This is a genomic window from Sulfurimonas sp. HSL-1716 (genome assembly GCF_039645975.1).
In the GTDB taxonomy this organism is placed as follows: Bacteria; Campylobacterota; Campylobacteria; order Campylobacterales; family Sulfurimonadaceae; genus Hydrocurvibacter; species Hydrocurvibacter sulfurireducens.
Window position 1 is genome coordinate 695,665 of the sequence record NZ_CP147918.1, and the last position, 16,706, is coordinate 712,370.

Annotated in this window: 13 protein-coding genes; 10 read left to right on the forward strand and 3 right to left on the reverse strand. The window is 40.4% G+C overall.

Going from position 1 to position 16,706, the window contains the following annotated elements; genetic code table 11:
- Positions 1-25 precede the first annotated feature (25 nt).
- The 3 genes from WCY03_RS03695 to WCY03_RS03705 all read right to left on the reverse strand — a co-directional run bounded on the left by WCY03_RS03695 (position 26) and on the right by WCY03_RS03705 (position 6,259).
- On the reverse strand, positions 26-1,867 hold the full coding sequence (locus WCY03_RS03695; RefSeq protein ID WP_345993646.1) for a GGDEF domain-containing protein: 1,842 nt from the start codon (positions 1,865-1,867) through the stop codon (positions 26-28).
- 63 nt (positions 1,868-1,930) lie between these two features.
- Positions 1,931-3,745, reverse strand: coding sequence for a glutamine--fructose-6-phosphate transaminase (isomerizing) (gene glmS / locus WCY03_RS03700; RefSeq protein ID WP_345993647.1), 1,815 nt, complete (start codon positions 3,743-3,745; stop codon positions 1,931-1,933).
- 6 nt (positions 3,746-3,751) lie between these two features.
- Positions 3,752-6,259 carry an HD domain-containing protein gene (locus tag WCY03_RS03705; RefSeq protein WP_345993648.1) on the reverse strand — a complete coding sequence of 836 codons (2,508 nt, stop codon included), beginning with the start codon at positions 6,257-6,259 and terminating at the stop codon, positions 3,752-3,754.
- A gap of 103 nt (positions 6,260-6,362) precedes the next feature.
- Between WCY03_RS03705 and mqnE the strand changes: the two genes are divergently transcribed.
- From mqnE to cysN, 10 genes are all read left to right on the forward strand, one after another.
- Positions 6,363-7,397: an aminofutalosine synthase MqnE gene (mqnE, locus tag WCY03_RS03710; protein ID WP_345993649.1), complete on the forward strand. Its 1,035-nt coding sequence runs from the start codon at positions 6,363-6,365 to the stop codon at positions 7,395-7,397.
- Between the two features lie 69 nt (positions 7,398-7,466).
- A complete protein-coding gene (locus WCY03_RS03715) occupies positions 7,467-8,588 on the forward strand; it encodes a Wzz/FepE/Etk N-terminal domain-containing protein (protein WP_345993650.1) in 1,122 nt (373 codons plus the stop codon).
- Positions 8,585-9,604, forward strand: a complete 1,020-nt coding sequence (galE, locus tag WCY03_RS03720) for a UDP-glucose 4-epimerase GalE (RefSeq protein WP_345993651.1) — start codon at positions 8,585-8,587, stop codon at positions 9,602-9,604. Before WCY03_RS03715 ends, galE begins: the two co-directional genes overlap by 4 nt.
- A complete protein-coding gene (locus tag WCY03_RS03725) occupies positions 9,601-10,926 on the forward strand; it encodes a mannose-1-phosphate guanylyltransferase/mannose-6-phosphate isomerase (RefSeq protein ID WP_345994061.1) in 1,326 nt (441 codons plus the stop codon). The genes galE and WCY03_RS03725 overlap by 4 nt, the downstream gene beginning before the upstream one ends.
- On the forward strand, positions 10,927-12,048 hold the full coding sequence (gene gmd / locus WCY03_RS03730) for a GDP-mannose 4,6-dehydratase (RefSeq protein WP_345993652.1): 1,122 nt from the start codon (positions 10,927-10,929) through the stop codon (positions 12,046-12,048).
- Between the two features lie 13 nt (positions 12,049-12,061).
- Positions 12,062-13,027: a GDP-L-fucose synthase gene (locus tag WCY03_RS03735; RefSeq protein ID WP_345993653.1), complete on the forward strand. Its 966-nt coding sequence runs from the start codon at positions 12,062-12,064 to the stop codon at positions 13,025-13,027.
- Positions 13,017-13,772: a 3'(2'),5'-bisphosphate nucleotidase CysQ gene (gene cysQ, locus WCY03_RS03740; RefSeq protein WP_345993654.1), complete on the forward strand. Its 756-nt coding sequence runs from the start codon at positions 13,017-13,019 to the stop codon at positions 13,770-13,772. The genes WCY03_RS03735 and cysQ overlap by 11 nt, the downstream gene beginning before the upstream one ends.
- Positions 13,773-14,381 (forward strand): adenylyl-sulfate kinase, encoded by a 609-nt coding sequence (cysC, locus tag WCY03_RS03745; protein ID WP_345993655.1) that lies wholly within the window; start codon positions 13,773-13,775, stop codon positions 14,379-14,381.
- A complete protein-coding gene (gene cysD / locus WCY03_RS03750) occupies positions 14,382-15,293 on the forward strand; it encodes a sulfate adenylyltransferase subunit CysD (protein WP_345993656.1) in 912 nt (303 codons plus the stop codon). It abuts the gene before it with no gap.
- Complete coding sequence (gene cysN / locus WCY03_RS03755) at positions 15,293-16,696, forward strand: sulfate adenylyltransferase subunit CysN (protein WP_345993657.1); 1,404 nt, start codon at positions 15,293-15,295, stop codon at positions 16,694-16,696. Before cysD ends, cysN begins: the two co-directional genes overlap by 1 nt.
- Positions 16,697-16,706 lie beyond the last annotated feature (10 nt).

Below are 16,706 nucleotides of genomic sequence, written 5' to 3' on the forward strand. Positions count from 1 at the left end.
AAAACATATCAGACGCAGAGTTTGATTAGAAGTTATCTCCTTCTCCTTCGAACATTTCCTGTTTAAATTCAATGACCTGATCCCTGCCGTGTTCTTTTGCATAATAAAGTGCCGTATCCGCGTATTTTATAGCTTTCCAGATAGAGTTGGCATCATCCGGGAATTGTGATATTCCGATACTGATGGTCTTTTGTATCACTTCTCCATTAACGTTAAATTTCCTTTTGTTGAACTCATCATGGATCTTTTGCGCGACCGACAATGAGCCTTCAGGAGTAGCGTTATGTAAGAGTATGACAAACTCTTCTCCTCCGTAACGTACGGCAAGATCGGCTTCTCTGATAGATGTTCTTATAACCTCTGAAAGAGCTTTTATGACGACATCTCCCATATCATGTCCGTAAGTATCGTTGACCATCTTAAAGTAGTCGATATCAAGCATCAAGACACTGTATTTCGTATCGTTTCTCAGTGCCTGTTTTGCCAGCTTGTCAATAAACTGTTCTAGGAATCTTCTATTGTACAGACCCGTCATTCCGTCGCGGAGGGTCGTGTCTCTGAGCTTGTCCGTCAATATTTTGGATTCGATCACGGGTTTGGCGGCTTCTATATAGTTTTTAATACTTGACACGCTCATGGCAATATCTTCGAAATTCGAAGCGTTATCGACAACGACGTTCAATGTCAGCGACACTTCATCACTTATATCAAACGGGATGCAGATATATCTGCTTTCGTTATGGTGGCAGCTGGTACAAAGATCAGGAAAATCCGTCGAGATTATGTCCGTATCGGTTCGGTAGGCCCTGCATAGATTCACATTTTTGTCTACATTGGTATTGCAATAGCTTTTATGAGAAATATAGATAGCCTCTCTGGTCTTGTTTATTCTGTCGATCTCATAAAAGGAGAAATTGTGTATATCGTACTTCGTTTGTAAAACGGTGGTGATTCTTTCATAGACAAGCTCTTTTGTATCGTCAAGTTCTATCGTTTTTTTGAACTTATAGATGTCGGCGAGCTCTTTTATAATGATCTTCGCTTCAAAAAGAGGATCAGAACATGCAAGATTCGATTTTGTAACAAAAGTGGAAAGACTGTGTTTTATCTCGCCGAAAGTTTCCTGCATCTTATGAAAAAGAGTATTGATCTGTTCTGCGACATCTTTTCCTTCTCCAGAGACTCTCGTTTCGAATCTATGTGAGAAATCGCCGCTGTGGGCTTTTTTGATTCCGTCTCTTAGATTGGAGAAAAGTTCCATATAAGGCTTGATATAATGGTTTAGAACTAATAAAGCGATAAAGATAAATATAACGTTGATACCGAATATCTTTGCAATTGTCAGAGTGCTGGCGTTTCTGACGCTGTTGATATCGAACTCCATACTGATCGCGCCGAGAATGGCCCCGTCGTTCACACTGTGACATTCCAAACAGCTTACCTGTGCCGTACTTTGTGCAATATATGGAATAGTTATACGAAGTTCCGCAGTGTCGGGAGTCTCCGTTACTTTTTTTACCATTTTTCCGGATCCGAGTACCTCTCTGTCTATCTCGTCACGGGCGTTTTCGTAGCTAAAACCCTTGCCGTACTGTTCGATGACATTCTGGCCTCTGGCTATCCAAAGGTTTTTGACTTCGTTGTTCTGCGTGATGGTATTTAAAAAGTATTTACGCTTATCCATTATATGGTTGACCATATGGGCGGTAAGACCGTCTTTGACTATGTTGGCGGTAAGCTTTGCTTTAGCTACGGCTGCATTTATGGCAAACTCTCTAAAGTTCAAGCCGACATTGACTATTGTTGCCGTAGCAAGAGCCGCGAGCATCAGAGTAACCATTAAGAGGAATTTATTTTTTGTATTCATTCTTGTCTCGATTATTATAATTATTTATATATTATAAAATAAATTGTTAAGATTAGATTAATCTTATTCAACCGTAACACTTTTTGCCAGATTTCGTGGCATATCTACATCATTTCCGAGTCTGATTGCGATCTCCATGGATAAAAGCTGCACGATGACCATCATCTCAAAAAATTCAAGCATATAGTCTTTTACATCCGATGTCTTGACATAATCGTCTGCTTTGTCGAACTCGACGGGACTGATGGCGCAGATAGTGGAATCTCTTGCGCTTAACTCTTCGACATTGCTTTTATTCTTTTCATAAAGCATATGCCGAGGAAGCAGGGCGATAGTAAAAAGCTCTGGATCGGCCAGAGCGATAGGTCCGTGTTTCATCTCTCCCGAAGGATATCCTTCTGCGTGAAGATAACTGATCTCTTTTAATTTCAACGCACCCTCTAACGCGAGAGGATAAAATACGTCGCGTCCTATAAAAAAGAAGCCGTGTCCGTGAAGGTATCTTTTGGAGAGTCTGGTTATCTTCTCATGCAGTTCCTCTTTTATCTTTAATAAGCCCGGTACTTCGCGAAGCAGAGATATCTGTCTGGCTATTTCATCGGAAGAAAGAGAACTTTTTATCTTTGCGAGATAAAGCGAGAGCATCCACAGCACTACAAGCTGCGTTGCAAACGCTTTTGTCGATGCGACACCTTTTTCTATTCCCGCACGGGTCAGCAGGGAAGCATCCGCAAGGCGTACCATGGATGAGTTGTCCACGTTGCACACGACAAGGGTTTTGAGTCCTGCTTTTTTTGCCATTTTAAGCGTTTCAAGGGTGTCTGCCGTCTCGCCGCTTTGTGATATGACCACAAAGAGAGTGTCTTTGCATAAAAGAGGCTCTTTATATCGAAATTCGCTGGCGATCTCGACGGAGACCCTGATCTTTGCGTATCTCTCAAAAAGATAGCTCGAAGCAAGTGCTGCATGGTAAGAGGTGCCGCATGCGCAGAGCTTTATCTCGTTTATCCCCTCAAAAAGCCGGGAGTCAAGTTCTTCAAAATGTATCTCTTTGTCGGTTATGCGGCCTGTCAGTGTGTCTACGATGACTTCGGACTGCTCATAGATCTCTTTTTCCATAAAAAATCTGAAACCGCTTTTTTGAGCTGAGAGTTTATTTGTCGAGAGTTTTGAAAAATAGGGAGTCTTTTTCTTGGAGTCCTTATCAAAGATGGCTATCTCATCGGGTGTGACATAACCGTAATCGCCGTCGTCAAGATATATGACTTCGCTGCATCTGCCGATGAGCGGAGTATCCGAAGAGGCAAAATATTTTTCCGAATCGGCATCTTTGCCTATTATCATAGGCGAGCCCTGTTTTGCAAAAAAGATGGTTTTGTCTTCGGATTTCGTTACGAGCAGGATCGCAAAAGAGCCGTGAAGCTGTGATACCGTTTTTGTAAAGGCATCAAATGCGGATGCGGATGATTTTAACTCTTTTTCAAAAAGATGCACGATCACTTCCGTATCGGTCTGGCTTAAAAATTTGGCACCGTTTTTCTGCAGGGTCTGCTTTAAAACGGCGTAATTCTCGATGATACCGTTATGGACTACATAGGAGCATTCGCCTAGATGCGGATGTGCGTTTAGCTCTGTCGGTTTTCCATGTGTGGCCCATCTTGTATGACCTATTCCGACCGCAAATCCCGTCGGGTCAAACGATGAAGCTTTTTCTTGCAGATTTATAAGTTTTCCGACCGCCTTGTAAACCGAAAAGTCGTCGTTTTGTAAAACGGCTATGCCTGCAGAATCGTATCCGCGATACTCAAGTTCCTGCAATCCGTCAAGTAAAATATCCTTTGTCTTTTTAGATCCTAAGTATCCAACAATTCCGCACATATATAACTATCCCTCACTTAGTAACTTAAAAAGATTTTCAACATTATTGCACATATTGCTTTGTTTTTCGATTAAAAAGTGATCTCTCGCTTTAGTTTTCGTAGAATGTACCTTTGCAGTTGCTACATTGATACTGTTTTGCTCAAAAATGTCCATAATATAGGCTAAGAGACCTCTTTGGTTTTTTGTGTGAATGCTTAATTCTGCATATGCCTGAGAATGCTCGCAGTCCATATTTATCTCCTCTTTTTTAATATTTGGTTTTTTAATATTTATGGTCTTGCTCATATCAAAAGAATTTTCTATTATATGTTCTATCTGTTCAATGGCATCGTTTTCGATATTTTCGGAAAACTCTATTTTAAAATACTTGACTCCGTTAAAGAGCGTAAAGACATCCATGGAACCGACATCCAGATAGCTGAGACTCGCCAGTAGATAGGAGATGTTGAGCGGAACCCGTCTAAATATCTCTATGCTCAGTCTTGTTTTGTTCGTCACTTTAAAACTAAACTCTTCTGTTTTTCTGGCTTGTCTTGCTATCTCTATGATCTCTTCAGGAGAGTGTTTTAAATAGAAGAGATTCGATTCTATCTCCAGAACTTTTTTCTGCTCTATTTTTGAGAGCGTCGCATACTGATCGGAGTTTTTTATGCGTTTTTCTATCTGAATACGCTTGGTCGCGTCGCTGATCCTCTTTTTTTGTTTGGAGACTTCAAGAGCATTTATGTAGAGTTCTTTGAGCAGTTTTGAATTAAACGACGTATAGACATCTTCACCGACACCGTTGATATCCGAATAGGTCAAAACATATAGAAGTTTCAGATTCTTTTCGTCTTTTATACTCGAGAGGAATTTGTACAGAGTCTCCTCGTGATGTATGTTTTCTCTAAAAGCGACGTTACTCATAAGAACATGGTGTTTGACTATGGTCACGGCCCTGTCAATATGTTCATCTTTGAACTTCAGCTGTCTGGCAAACTGTGCGATAAGTTTTGCGCCGACTTCGCTGTGATCCTGTTTCCTTCCTTTTCCCGTATCATGAAGCAGTGTGGATATTTTCAAAAGCAGTTTTTCATCCATGTTCAGCGTTTCGTAAATATCTTGTATATACGGTTCTTTGATACTTTCCAGTGCTTGTACGCACTTTATAGAGTGAATATCTACGGGATAGTGGTGGTACCCGTCAAACTGAGGTAAAAACATTACTTTTCTGAAACTGCTGATAAGCTGGTGGAGTATTCCCGCGTTGTAAAAGAGTTTTAAAAAGCAGTAGCTGTTGTTTTTTTTGAATATCTCTTTGAGCTGCATATATATTTTTGTTTTTAACGGGTGCTGGATGATGGAGTATGTAAAAAGATGCAAAAATCCCGAATCGTATCTATAATATCTGTCGGGCAGGGATATAAGGATATCCAGAAGTCTTTCTATCGGCTGGGCTTTGAGATTGTATGAAGCATACAGCCTGTTTTCCATAAGAAAGATACCTTTTGTCAATCGGGAGTTTTTCAGCTCCTTGAAGTTATCTGTACGGACTATATAGGACCTGACCATTTTTTTGACGAATATCTGTGTAAAGTTATTTACGCGCCATTGTGCCTGAAAGAGCTTTGTCGCCATTTTTCGTTCATTGCGAAATCCAAGCATATGGCTGACTTGGGGCATCTGTTCTAATGAAAGCCTGTCCTCTTGTTTATTGTTGATAAGGTGCAAAGCGCTTCTAACGCGAAAAAGCAGTTCAAGAGAAACACGATACTCGTTATACTCCTCATCGGTAAAAAGTGTTCCGCTGAGGTCTTTGAGCGAGCGGATATCATAGATCGTTTTGGCTATCCAAAAAATGAGCTGCGAGTCGCGAAGTCCGCCGATGCTTTCTTTAATGTTTGGCTGCATGGATGTCGGATATTTTTTTCTTCTGGCAGTTGCTTCATCTATTTTTGCGAGAATAAACTCTTTTTGATTATCCAGTCTGACCTTGCCCAGCTCTTTTTGTGCACCGTGCCACGTAAAATTCGAACCCGTTATAAAACGTGATTCCATGAAAGCTGTCTTAATGGTGATATCTTCGCGGGAAGCCTTGATGAGGTCTCCCAGTTCATGGACGCGGTGTCCGAGTTTCAATCCCGCATCCCATGCCAGATACAAAAACTTTTCTATGATAAGATCGGTGTTGTATCCTTCGCATTTCGAGTAAAGTATCATAAGGTCGATGTCGCTGTGGACACACAGCTGCTCGCGGCCGTAACTGCCAAGAGCCACAATGGTTATGGGGATGGAAGTGCTCATCGGAACATAGATGCCAAAAGTGCGTCTTAGAACGGTTTTGTACATCAAAGAGATGATCTTGTCCAGTTCATTGGTGTGTTTGACCAAAAAATCTTTTCCCTGGTTTTTTTGAAAAAGGGCAGAAAGCGAATCTTTGTATTCTTTTATATATTGTTTGAAAATTTTTGAAAGTTCGAAATCGGAGCCGTTGTTTTCAATCGTATTTTCTATCTGAAGTATGATGTCCATCTTAAAATCTTTTTTTATATTTTTAACATTATAGTATATTCGATATAATTCGAGTCCATTATGATAAATTAAATTTTAATCAATTTTTTAAAAGGCGATATATATGAGCAGAATCTCTTTTGAGCAGGCGTTGAAGATGTATGACATGGATTTTTTCGAACTGGCCGAGCTGGCCGATGCAAAAAGACGCGCCTTGCATGACAAAAAAACCTATTTCAATATCAACAGGCATATAAACCCGACAAATGTCTGCAAGGATGTCTGCAAGTTTTGTGCATACAGCGCAAGCCGTAAAAATCCCAACCAGTACACCATGACGCATGACGAAATAATGGAGATCGTCAAAGATATAGATTCCCGCGGTATCAAAGAGGTCCACATCGTCTCGGCGCACAATCCAAATACGGGGCTGGAGTGGTATCTGGAAGTCTTTAAAAAGATAAAGACGGCGTATCCGCATCTGCATGTAAAAGCGCTTACAGCAGCAGAAGTCAACTTCTTGGCCGAGGAATACGGCAAAAGCCATGACGAGATACTCGATCTTATGGTGCAAAACGGTGTGGATTCCATGCCGGGAGGCGGAGCCGAGATATTTGACGAAAAGGTCAGGGAGTATATCTGTAAAGGGAAAGTGACGTCCGAGCAGTGGCTTGATATCCATAGAAAATGGCACCAAAGAGGTAAAAAAAGCAATGTAACGATGCTTTTTGGCCATGTCGAAAACCGCGAACACCGCATAGATCATATGATGCGCATCCGCGATCTGCAGGATGAGACGGGCGGTTTCAATTGTTTTATCCCTCTCGTGTATCAGACGGAGAACAACTTCTTAAACGTGAAAAAAGATATCACCGCAAACGAGATACTCCGCACTATGGCGATAAGCCGTCTGGTACTCGATAACGTGCCGAACTTAAAAGCTTACTGGGTGACCTCCACGGTCAACCTTGCACTCATAGCTCAGGAGTTCGGAGCAAACGATCTTGACGGAACGATAGAAAAAGAGTCCATAAACTCGGCCGCCGGAGCAGCGAGTGCAAACGGCATGAAAATGGATGAGTTTGTGCAGCTTATTAAAAACAGCGGATTTGTGCCCGTTGAGCGCGACAGCGTCTATAACGAGATTAAAGTATGGTGATTTTGTAAAGATTAAGTATCGCTTAGGTAGAATCATAAACTTAGTGAAAAAATATGAAGCAGGGTAAAGATGAATCAAAACAACGAAAATAATATGCAAGAAGATGAGATAGATATAAGAGAGCTTTTTAAAACGATTGTAAAATATAAAGTATTTATTTTTGTTTTCACGATTTTAGTTACAGTAGGGGCTGGGATATATGCCTTGATGAAAACACCAATATATGAAGTGAAATCTGACATACAGGTAGGATATATAGGTGATGCCTTGCTCGGAGAACCTATAAGTATTAACAAAGAGCTTCGTGTTGTATTTCATGTGGATGACCAAAGCTCTAATAAGAAAATAAAAAGTTTAGTTACAAACATATCTGTAAACAGACAAGTGAAAAATTTTATAGAGATCACTACGCAAGGTGTTTCTAATAATGAAGCGCTGAAAAAGAACAAAGAAGTTTTAACGTATGCACAAAACATTTACAAAAAGAAGATCGATAACTTTATAGAAAATACAAAAAACAGTATTGAAAATAGAAAGAAAGCTTTGCAATACGTAGATGAAATTGAAATCCCAGAAGTACAAAGAGAGATAGAAAAGCTAAAAACGCAGAAAATAGTTGAAGTTGACAACCAGATTGTTTTTTTACAAAAAAATGAGATATCTTCTTTAAATGAAAAAATAAAATCATATCAAAAACGCCTTACGGATTATATGTATTCCGTCGAAAAGCTGCAGCATTATGATCTTAAAGATAAGTCTGAAAACATGATAGTTGCTATTCAGATGATGAACTATCAAAATCTTATACAAAATGCTCAAAACCAGATACAAAATTTAAAACTGAAAAAAGATAAGATCGAGATGGAAGCCATTCCGAACCTAAAAGTTCAAAAAACGAATATACAACGCGATGATATCAAAAAATTAGAAGATAAAATTAATATCACTTTGAGAGATAAAAAAATCGATCTACAAAAAAATATCGATGATTTGGAGTATCTGACGAGTAGTGCAAATATTAAAAATACGGATATCGTAGGAAATTATGTCATTCATGATCATCCCGTCAAACCGAGAAAAAAACTTATTGTCGGTGTTGCGTTCGTAGCAGGATTTGTATTGTCCATTTTTTTGGTATTTTTTATGGAGTTCGTAAAAGGAATTAAAAAAGAAGAGGAAGCAGAAGCGTGAACGTCCTTATAACAGGCGGAGCAGGGTATATCGGTTCACATGTTGTAAAACAGCTTTTGGAAACAACGGCATATAAAGTGACCGTAGTGGATAATCTCAGCACGGGAAGCAGAAAGACTCTTGATACGCTACGTGCTATTGGAGACTTCAAATTTATTGATTTGGACCTTAAAGAGTTTGATAAAGTAGCCGAACTTTTCACCAAGAGCAGCTTTGACACCGTTATCCATTTTGCCGCAAGCATCGTTGTTCCAGAATCGGTACAAAATCCTCTGAAATACTACATGAATAACACAGTCAATACGACAAATCTCATTAACTGTGCAGTGCAAAACGGCGTTAAAAAATTCATCTTTTCAAGTACTGCAGCAGTCTATGGAGAGCCTCAGGAGATACCTGTTCTTGGCTTAGACGAGAAATTTGCCGTTGAGCCGATAAACCCCTACGGTATGAGCAAACTTATGAGCGAAAGAGTTTTGCAGGACACGGCAAAAGCGCATAAAGATTTTAAATATGTGATATTTAGATATTTCAATGTCGCGGGTGCAGATATTCATTATGAAAACGATACTCTCTTGCCGCGTATCGGACAAAGCTTTCCAAATGCTACGCATCTCATCAAGATCGCATCGGAATGTGCTTTGGGCAAACGCGACAAGATGGCGATATTCGGAGATGATTTTAATACAACGGACGGTACGGGAGTGAGAGATTACATCCATGTAGACGATCTGGCCGAAGCACATATAAAAGCGGTGAAATATCTCAAAGAAAACGACAGTGATATCTTTAATATCGGGTATGGTAAGGGGTATTCGGTTAAGGAGGTTATCGAAACTATGAAAAAAGTTACATCTAATGATTTTCAGGTGGAGACTGCCCCAAGACGCGCAGGCGATCCTGCGGCACTGATATCGGATAACAGAAAAATAAAAAAGAAGATGGGATGGATTCCCAGATATGAAGATCTGGGACTTATCTGTAAAAGTGCTTACGAGTGGGAAAAAAAACTGTGACGAACATAATTTTGTGCGGCGGAAGCGGAACGAGGCTGTGGCCCGTAAGCCGTACCTTGATGCCAAAACAGTTTGTGAAGCTTTTTAACGATAGATCGCTTTTCCAGTTAACGGTAGAGAGAAACTCCAAGGTATGCAGCGGGCAGTTCATCGTTTCAAACGCTGAGCAGTATTTTCTGGCACTCGATCAGCTTGAAGAGCTCAACCGCACCGGCAGTTCATATCTGCTTGAGCCCGTCGGAAGAAATACCGCCCCTGCGATCGCTTTGGCGTGTCTGGCGTTTGATGAGGAAGAAATACTTTTGATAACCCCTTCGGATCATCTTATAAAAAATCAGGAGGAGTATGAAAAAGTCCTCAAAAGAGCAAAAGAACTTGCACAAGAGAATTTTCTCGTTACTTTCGGTATAAAGCCGACATTTGCCGAAACGGGTTTTGGTTATATCGAAGCGGATGATGAGGATGTCAAGGCTTTTCATGAAAAACCTGATCTTGATACGGCTGAGAGATATATACAAAAGGGGAACCATTACTGGAACTCCGGAATATTCTGCTTTAAAGCGGGGGTGTTTTTAGAAGAGCTGAAAAAGTATTCTCCCGATATTTACGAGAGTTCACGCGAGGCATATGCAAACAGCAAAAAAAACGAACTTATACGAGTAGCCTACGAAGATATGATAAAGATACCCGAAAACAGCATAGATTATGCGGTTATGGAAAAATCGGACAAAGTAAAGATCATCCCTTCGGACATATCCTGGAGTGATGTGGGGAGTTTCGATTCTCTCTCCTGCGAACTCCAAAACGACGCCAGTAACAATTTCATTATCTCAAATAAAAACGTAGAGACCATAGATATACAGGATTGCATTATCGTAGATACCAGTGATGCGCTTTTGGTATGCAAAAAAGGCAGCAGCCAAAAAGTCAAAGATATCGTGGCAAGATTGAAAAAAGAGAAGTCCGAACTACCGAACATCCATCTTACGGGGCATCGCCCTTGGGGGACATATACCGTTTTGGAAGACTCCAGCGGCTATAAGATCAAGCGCATAGAAGTCAGAGAAGGAAAAAGACTCTCTTTGCAAAAACACTACCATAGAAACGAACACTGGGTAGTGCTGAGCGGGACGGCAACAGTGACCATAGAGGATAAGACATTTACGGTAAATCCTAATGAAAGCACATACATAAAAGCAGGTGATATCCATCGTCTTGAAAACAAAGGTAAGACACCTTTGGTTATAATTGAAGTCCAAGTAGGCCGATATACTGGAGAAGACGATATAGTCAGACTCGACGATGACTTTACAAGGCAGTAGATGAAAAAGAAAAAAGTAGCATTAATAACAGGAGTAACAGGGCAGGACGGTTCGTATCTTGCGGAATTCTTGCTGAAGAAAGGCTATCTTGTCCACGGCATCAAAAGAAGAAGTTCCCTTCTAAACACAGACAGGATAGATCATATCTATGAAGACCCGCATGTAGAAAACAGAAACTTTATCCTTCATTACGGCGATATGACGGATTCTATGAATCTGACTAGAATCATTCAAGAAACACAGCCTGACGAGATCTATAATCTTGCGGCGATGAGCCATGTGCATGTAAGCTTTGAAACACCGGAATACGTAGCAAATGCGGACGGCACGGGAACTTTAAGGATCCTTGAAGCAGTAAGGCTGTTAGGATTGGAAAAAAAGACGAAAATATACCAGGCATCGACCTCGGAGCTGTACGGAAAAGTGCAGGAGACCCCTCAAAACGAGGCTACGCCTTTTTATCCGAGAAGCCCGTACGCAGTTGCAAAGATGTATGCGTATTGGATAACCGTCAATTACCGCGAAGCTTACGGCATATTCGCGTGTAACGGTATTCTTTTTAACCATGAATCTCCCGTCAGGGGAGAGACGTTCGTGACCAGAAAGATCACAAGAGCTGCAAGCAAGATAGCACTTGGTCTTCAGGACAAACTCTATCTAGGTAATCTCGATGCAAAACGCGACTGGGGTCATGCAAAAGACTACGTGCGTATGATGTGGATGATCCTTCAGACCGACGAGCCCGAGGACTGGGTTATCGCAACCGGACAGACGACGACCGTAAGAGAGTTTGTCAAGATGGCGTTCTTGTATGCGGGGATAGAGCTGGAGTTCAGAGGCGAGGGCATAGATGAAAAAGCTTACGTCAAATCCTGCTCAAACCCTCAGTACAAGATGGAAATCGGCAAGGAAGTAGTGGCTGTCGATCCGAGATATTTCAGACCGACCGAGGTCGACCTTCTTTTAGGCGATCCGACAAAAGCGGAGCAGAAACTGGGTTGGAAAAGAGAATATGACCTGCAGGATCTGGTAAACGATATGATGCGGTCCGATCTGAAACTGATGACAAAAGACGTGTATCTTCAAGAAGGCGGCTATAAAACCATGAGCTATTTTGAATAGGACTGTTTGAGAAATGGATAAAAACGGTAAGATCTATTTGGCAGGTCATAAAGGGCTTGCAGGCAGCGCCATACTAAATAACCTTTTATCCAAAGGCTATACGAATATAGTCTGCAAAACACATGACGAGCTCGATCTGACGGATCAGCAGGCGGTAGCTGCTTTTTTTGAAAAAGAGAAACCGGAGTATGTCATACTTGCAGCCGCCAAAGTAGGAGGCATAGCCGCCAACAACACTTACAGGGCAGATTTTATCTATGAGAATCTGCAGATACAAAATAACGTTATACATCAAAGCTATCTGCATAAAGTAAAGAAGCTGCTTTTTTTGGGTTCTACCTGCATCTATCCAAAAAATGCTCCTCAACCGATGAAAGAAAAGTATCTTCTTACAAGTGAGCTTGAATATACAAATGAGCCATATGCAATAGCAAAGATCGCCGGTATCAAGATGTGCGAGAGTTACAATATCCAGTACGGTACGAACTTTATAAGCGTAATGCCTACAAATCTCTACGGCCCAAACGATAATTTTGATCTTGAAACTTCCCATGTGCTTCCGGCACTTCTTAGAAAGATACATGAAGCAAAGGTGAACAATGTGTCAAAAGTAGAGATTTGGGGAAGCGGAGAACCCAGACGAGAATTTCTTTACAGCGAAGATATGGCCGATGCCTGTATATTTTTGATGGAAAACATAGATTTTAAAGATATGTACGACAAAAACGCAAAAGAGATAAGAAACACACATATAAACCTCGGTACGGGAAAGGATATATCCATCAGAGAACTGGCGTATCTTATAAAAGATATAACAGGGTATCAAGGCGAGTTCTATTTTAATGCGGATAAAGAAGACGGAACGATGGTCAAGCTTACGGATTCGTCAAAACTTCATGCACTCGGATGGAAACATACTATTGAGCTAAAAAAAGGTATTGAAACTGCATATGAAAGGTATGTAAATAATGTTAGATAACATAAACCTAGAAGATATAAAAGATATAGCTAGACAGGCCGGTGAGGTTATTATGCAAATTTACAATAAAGACTTTGATATAGAATATAAAGATGACAGTTCACCCTTGACAGAAGCCGATCTTAAGTCCAATGAACTCATCTGCAGTGCTTTAAATGCACTGTATCCTGCTATTCCTATCTTATCGGAAGAGAATAAGGTCATTGAGTATGAAGAAAGAAAAAGCTGGACATATTATTGGTGTATCGATCCGATCGACGGTACAAAGGAGTTTATAAAAAAGAACGGTGAATTTACCGTAAATATCGCATTGATTCATAAAAACGAACCCGTTTTGGGTGTTGTCTATGCTCCTGCGCTAGGCGATATATATTATGCAAAAAAAGGATTCGGTTCGTATAAAAATGTAGAAAAACTGCCTTTAAAAATAAATACCTTCCCAAAAGAAAAACTTTATGTGGTTGCATCAAAATCCCACTTGTCACCGGAGACGCAAGCCTTTATCGACAATCTTGAAACCAAAGAGATCGAACAAGTTTCAAAAGGCAGTTCTTTAAAGCTTTGTATGGTTGCAGAAGGAGAAGCGGATATCTATCCAAGACTGGCACCTACGATGGAATGGGATACGGCAGCTGCAGATGCAATAGTGAGGGAAAGCTCAAAAATGAGTTATCAATTCGATACGAACGAACCTTTGAAATACAATAAAGAGAACCTGTTGAACCCTTGGTTTGTGGTGAAGTAAATGGATAAAAACATAGTCTGGCATGATCATCGTGTGACAAAAAAAGAGAGAAGCAAAATCACAAAGCAAGAACCCTGTGTTTTATGGTTTACTGGACTTAGCGGAAGCGGCAAATCTACTATAGCCAATACTCTTGAAGAGATATTGCATAATAACAAAAATCTTACCTATGTGCTGGATGGAGATAATATCCGCCATGGATTAAACAGCGACCTTGATTTTAGCGATAAAAGCAGAAATGAAAATATCAGGCGGATAGGGGAAGTGGCAAAACTTTTTATCGATAGCGGATTGATAGTAATCACGGCTTTTATCTCTCCTTTCATTAGTGATAGAAAAATGGTTAAAGATTTGGTAGAAAAGGGTGAATTTATTGAAATTTTTGTAGACACTCCTCTGGAAATCTGCGAAAGCAGAGATCCAAAAGGTCTTTATAAAAAAGCAAGAGCAGGTGAAATAAAAGACTTCACGGGAATCGATTCACCGTACGAACCGCCTGTTTTACCTGACATTCATATTATAAACGATAATATTTCTGTAGAACAAGCCTGTCAACAGATCATCAATTATTTAGTAGAGCATAAATATATAAGTTGGAGAGAGAACTAAATGTTGAATGAGCAAAGATTAACACATTTAAAACAGTTAGAAGCAGAATCCATTTTTATTCTTCGTGAGGTAGCCGCGGAATTTAGCAATCCTGTCATGATGTATTCGATCGGAAAAGATTCATCGGTAATGCTTCACCTTGCGCAGAAAGCTTTTGCCCCGAGCAAGATACCGTTTCCGTTATTGCATGTGGATACTCTTTGGAAGTTTAAAGAGATGATAGAGTTTCGTGACAAACGTGCCAAAGAGATCGGATTTGATTTAATCGTACATAGTAATCCTGAGGGTATCGATATGGATGTATCACCCTTTGAACATGGAAGTAAGGTCCATACCGATATTATGAAAACAGAAGGGCTGAAGCAGGCTTTAAATAGCGGCGGTTATGATGCGATCATCGGTGGAGCAAGACGCGATGAAGAGAAAAGCCGTGCAAAAGAGCGCATATTCTCTTTTCGCGATAAAAATCATAGATGGGATCCTAAAAACCAGCGCCCGGAACTTTGGAACCTTTATAATACGAAGATTCAAAAAGGCGAAAGTGTAAGGGTATTTCCGATATCGAACTGGACGGAACTGGATATCTGGCAATATATATATCTGGAAAAAATACAGATACCCTCCCTTTATTTTGCAAAAGAGCGTCCTGTTGTCGAGTATGAAGGTACAAAGATCATGGTCGATGATGAGAGAGTACCAAACGAGCTAAAAAAGAAAGCTAAAAAAGAGATGGTTCGTTTTAGAACACTCGGATGTTATCCGCTTACGGGAGCAATCAATTCGACTGCTGCTACATTGCCAGAAATAATTAAAGAGATGCTTCTTTCAACCAGCAGCGAAAGAGAAGGCCGTCTTATAGATAAAGATCAAGAAGGTGCGATGGAACGTAAAAAAATAGAGGGATATTTTTGATGGACATAGAAGCTTACTTAAAACAGCATGAAAACAAAGATATGCTTCGCTTTTTGACTTGCGGCAGTGTCGATGACGGAAAAAGTACGCTGATCGGCCGTATGCTTTATGATTCAAAGATGGTTTTTGAAGATCAACTCTCAGCAGCCGAAAGTGAGAGTAAAAAGTACGGTACTACAGGTGAAAAGATAGATATGGCTTTACTGGTAGACGGTCTTCAAAGTGAAAGGGAACAAGGCATTACCATAGATGTGGCATATCGATTCTTTGCGACGGAAAACAGAAAGTTCATTATTGCCGATACTCCGGGTCATGAACAATATACACGAAATATGGTCACGGGCGCGTCGACGGCTGATGTTGCCATTATACTCATAGATGCCCGTAAGGGTATTCTGACACAAACCCGCAGACATAGCTTTATAGTGTCTTTACTCGGTATAGAACATGTCATAGTGGCGATCAATAAAATGGATCTGGTCGATTTTTCCCAAGAGGTTTTCAATGAGATCGGTGTCGCTTACGATAAGCTGGCAGATAAACTCGGGATCAAGCATAAATATTATATTCCTTTAAGTGCATTAAATGGAGATAACGTCGTCAATATAAGCGAATCAATGTCATGGTATGAAGGCAAACCGCTTTTGACCCTTCTTGACACGATGGATATAACAAAAGAGCAAAAAGCAGAACAGTTCAGATTTCCCGTGCAATATGTAAATCGTCCAAACTTGGACTTTAGAGGGTTTTGCGGAACTGTCGTATCTGGAAGTATCAAGGTCGGTGATGAAATCACTGTTCTGCCCTCAGGTAAAAGCGCAAAAATAAAAAGTATAATTAATGCAGGCGATATTACGGAAAATAACTTGTATGTAACTACCCAAGAAGCGTTTCGTGATATGGCTGTTACGATAATGACCGAAGAGGAGATCGATATCTCCCGGGGAGATATGCTGGTACATTCAAACGCTCTGCCGAGCGTATCGAATAATATCAAGGTTATGATAGTTTGGATGGATGAAAAACCGATGGAACTTCATCGAAATTATGATATCAAAAGAGCCACGACGATTTTATCCGGAAGCATTGAAAAGATAAACTATAAAATAGATGTAAATACTTTTGAGAGGATGCAGGTAGAAAGGCTGGAGTTAAATGATATAGCGTCATGCAGAATGGTGTTGAGCCGTCCTATCGCAGCTGATGCGTATAAAGAGAATAAACCGACAGGGAGTTTTATAGTGATAGACCGCATTACGAACAATACGGTCGGTGCAGGTATGATAGTAGGCTTAAGCAGAAGAGATAACGATACAATAAAAAAAGAATATACGATCGAGGAAAAAGAGCTCAATGCGTATGTTAGAAAACATTTTCCTGAATGGGACTGTAAAGCAATCTAATGTATAAAGA

Bases quoted from the DNA above. Each gene is read 5' to 3' on its own strand.
- cysD (WP_345993656.1), top strand. From the start codon at position 14,382: ATGTTGAATGAGCAAAGATTAACACATTTAAAACAGTTAGAAGCAGAA.
- WCY03_RS03695 (WP_345993646.1), bottom strand. From the start codon at position 1,867: ATGAATACAAAAAATAAATTCCTCTTAATGGTTACTCTGATGCTCGCG.
- WCY03_RS03715 (WP_345993650.1), top strand. From the start codon at position 7,467: ATGAATCAAAACAACGAAAATAATATGCAAGAAGATGAGATAGATATA.
- WCY03_RS03705 (WP_345993648.1), bottom strand. From the start codon at position 6,259: ATGGACATCATACTTCAGATAGAAAATACGATTGAAAACAACGGCTCC.
- gmd (WP_345993652.1), top strand. From the start codon at position 10,927: ATGAAAAAGAAAAAAGTAGCATTAATAACAGGAGTAACAGGGCAGGAC.
- glmS (WP_345993647.1), bottom strand. From the start codon at position 3,745: ATGTGCGGAATTGTTGGATACTTAGGATCTAAAAAGACAAAGGATATT.
- mqnE (WP_345993649.1), top strand. From the start codon at position 6,363: ATGAGCAGAATCTCTTTTGAGCAGGCGTTGAAGATGTATGACATGGAT.
- cysN (WP_345993657.1), top strand. From the start codon at position 15,293: ATGGACATAGAAGCTTACTTAAAACAGCATGAAAACAAAGATATGCTT.
- cysQ (WP_345993654.1), top strand. From the start codon at position 13,017: ATGTTAGATAACATAAACCTAGAAGATATAAAAGATATAGCTAGACAG.
- cysC (WP_345993655.1), top strand. From the start codon at position 13,773: ATGGATAAAAACATAGTCTGGCATGATCATCGTGTGACAAAAAAAGAG.
- WCY03_RS03735 (WP_345993653.1), top strand. From the start codon at position 12,062: ATGGATAAAAACGGTAAGATCTATTTGGCAGGTCATAAAGGGCTTGCA.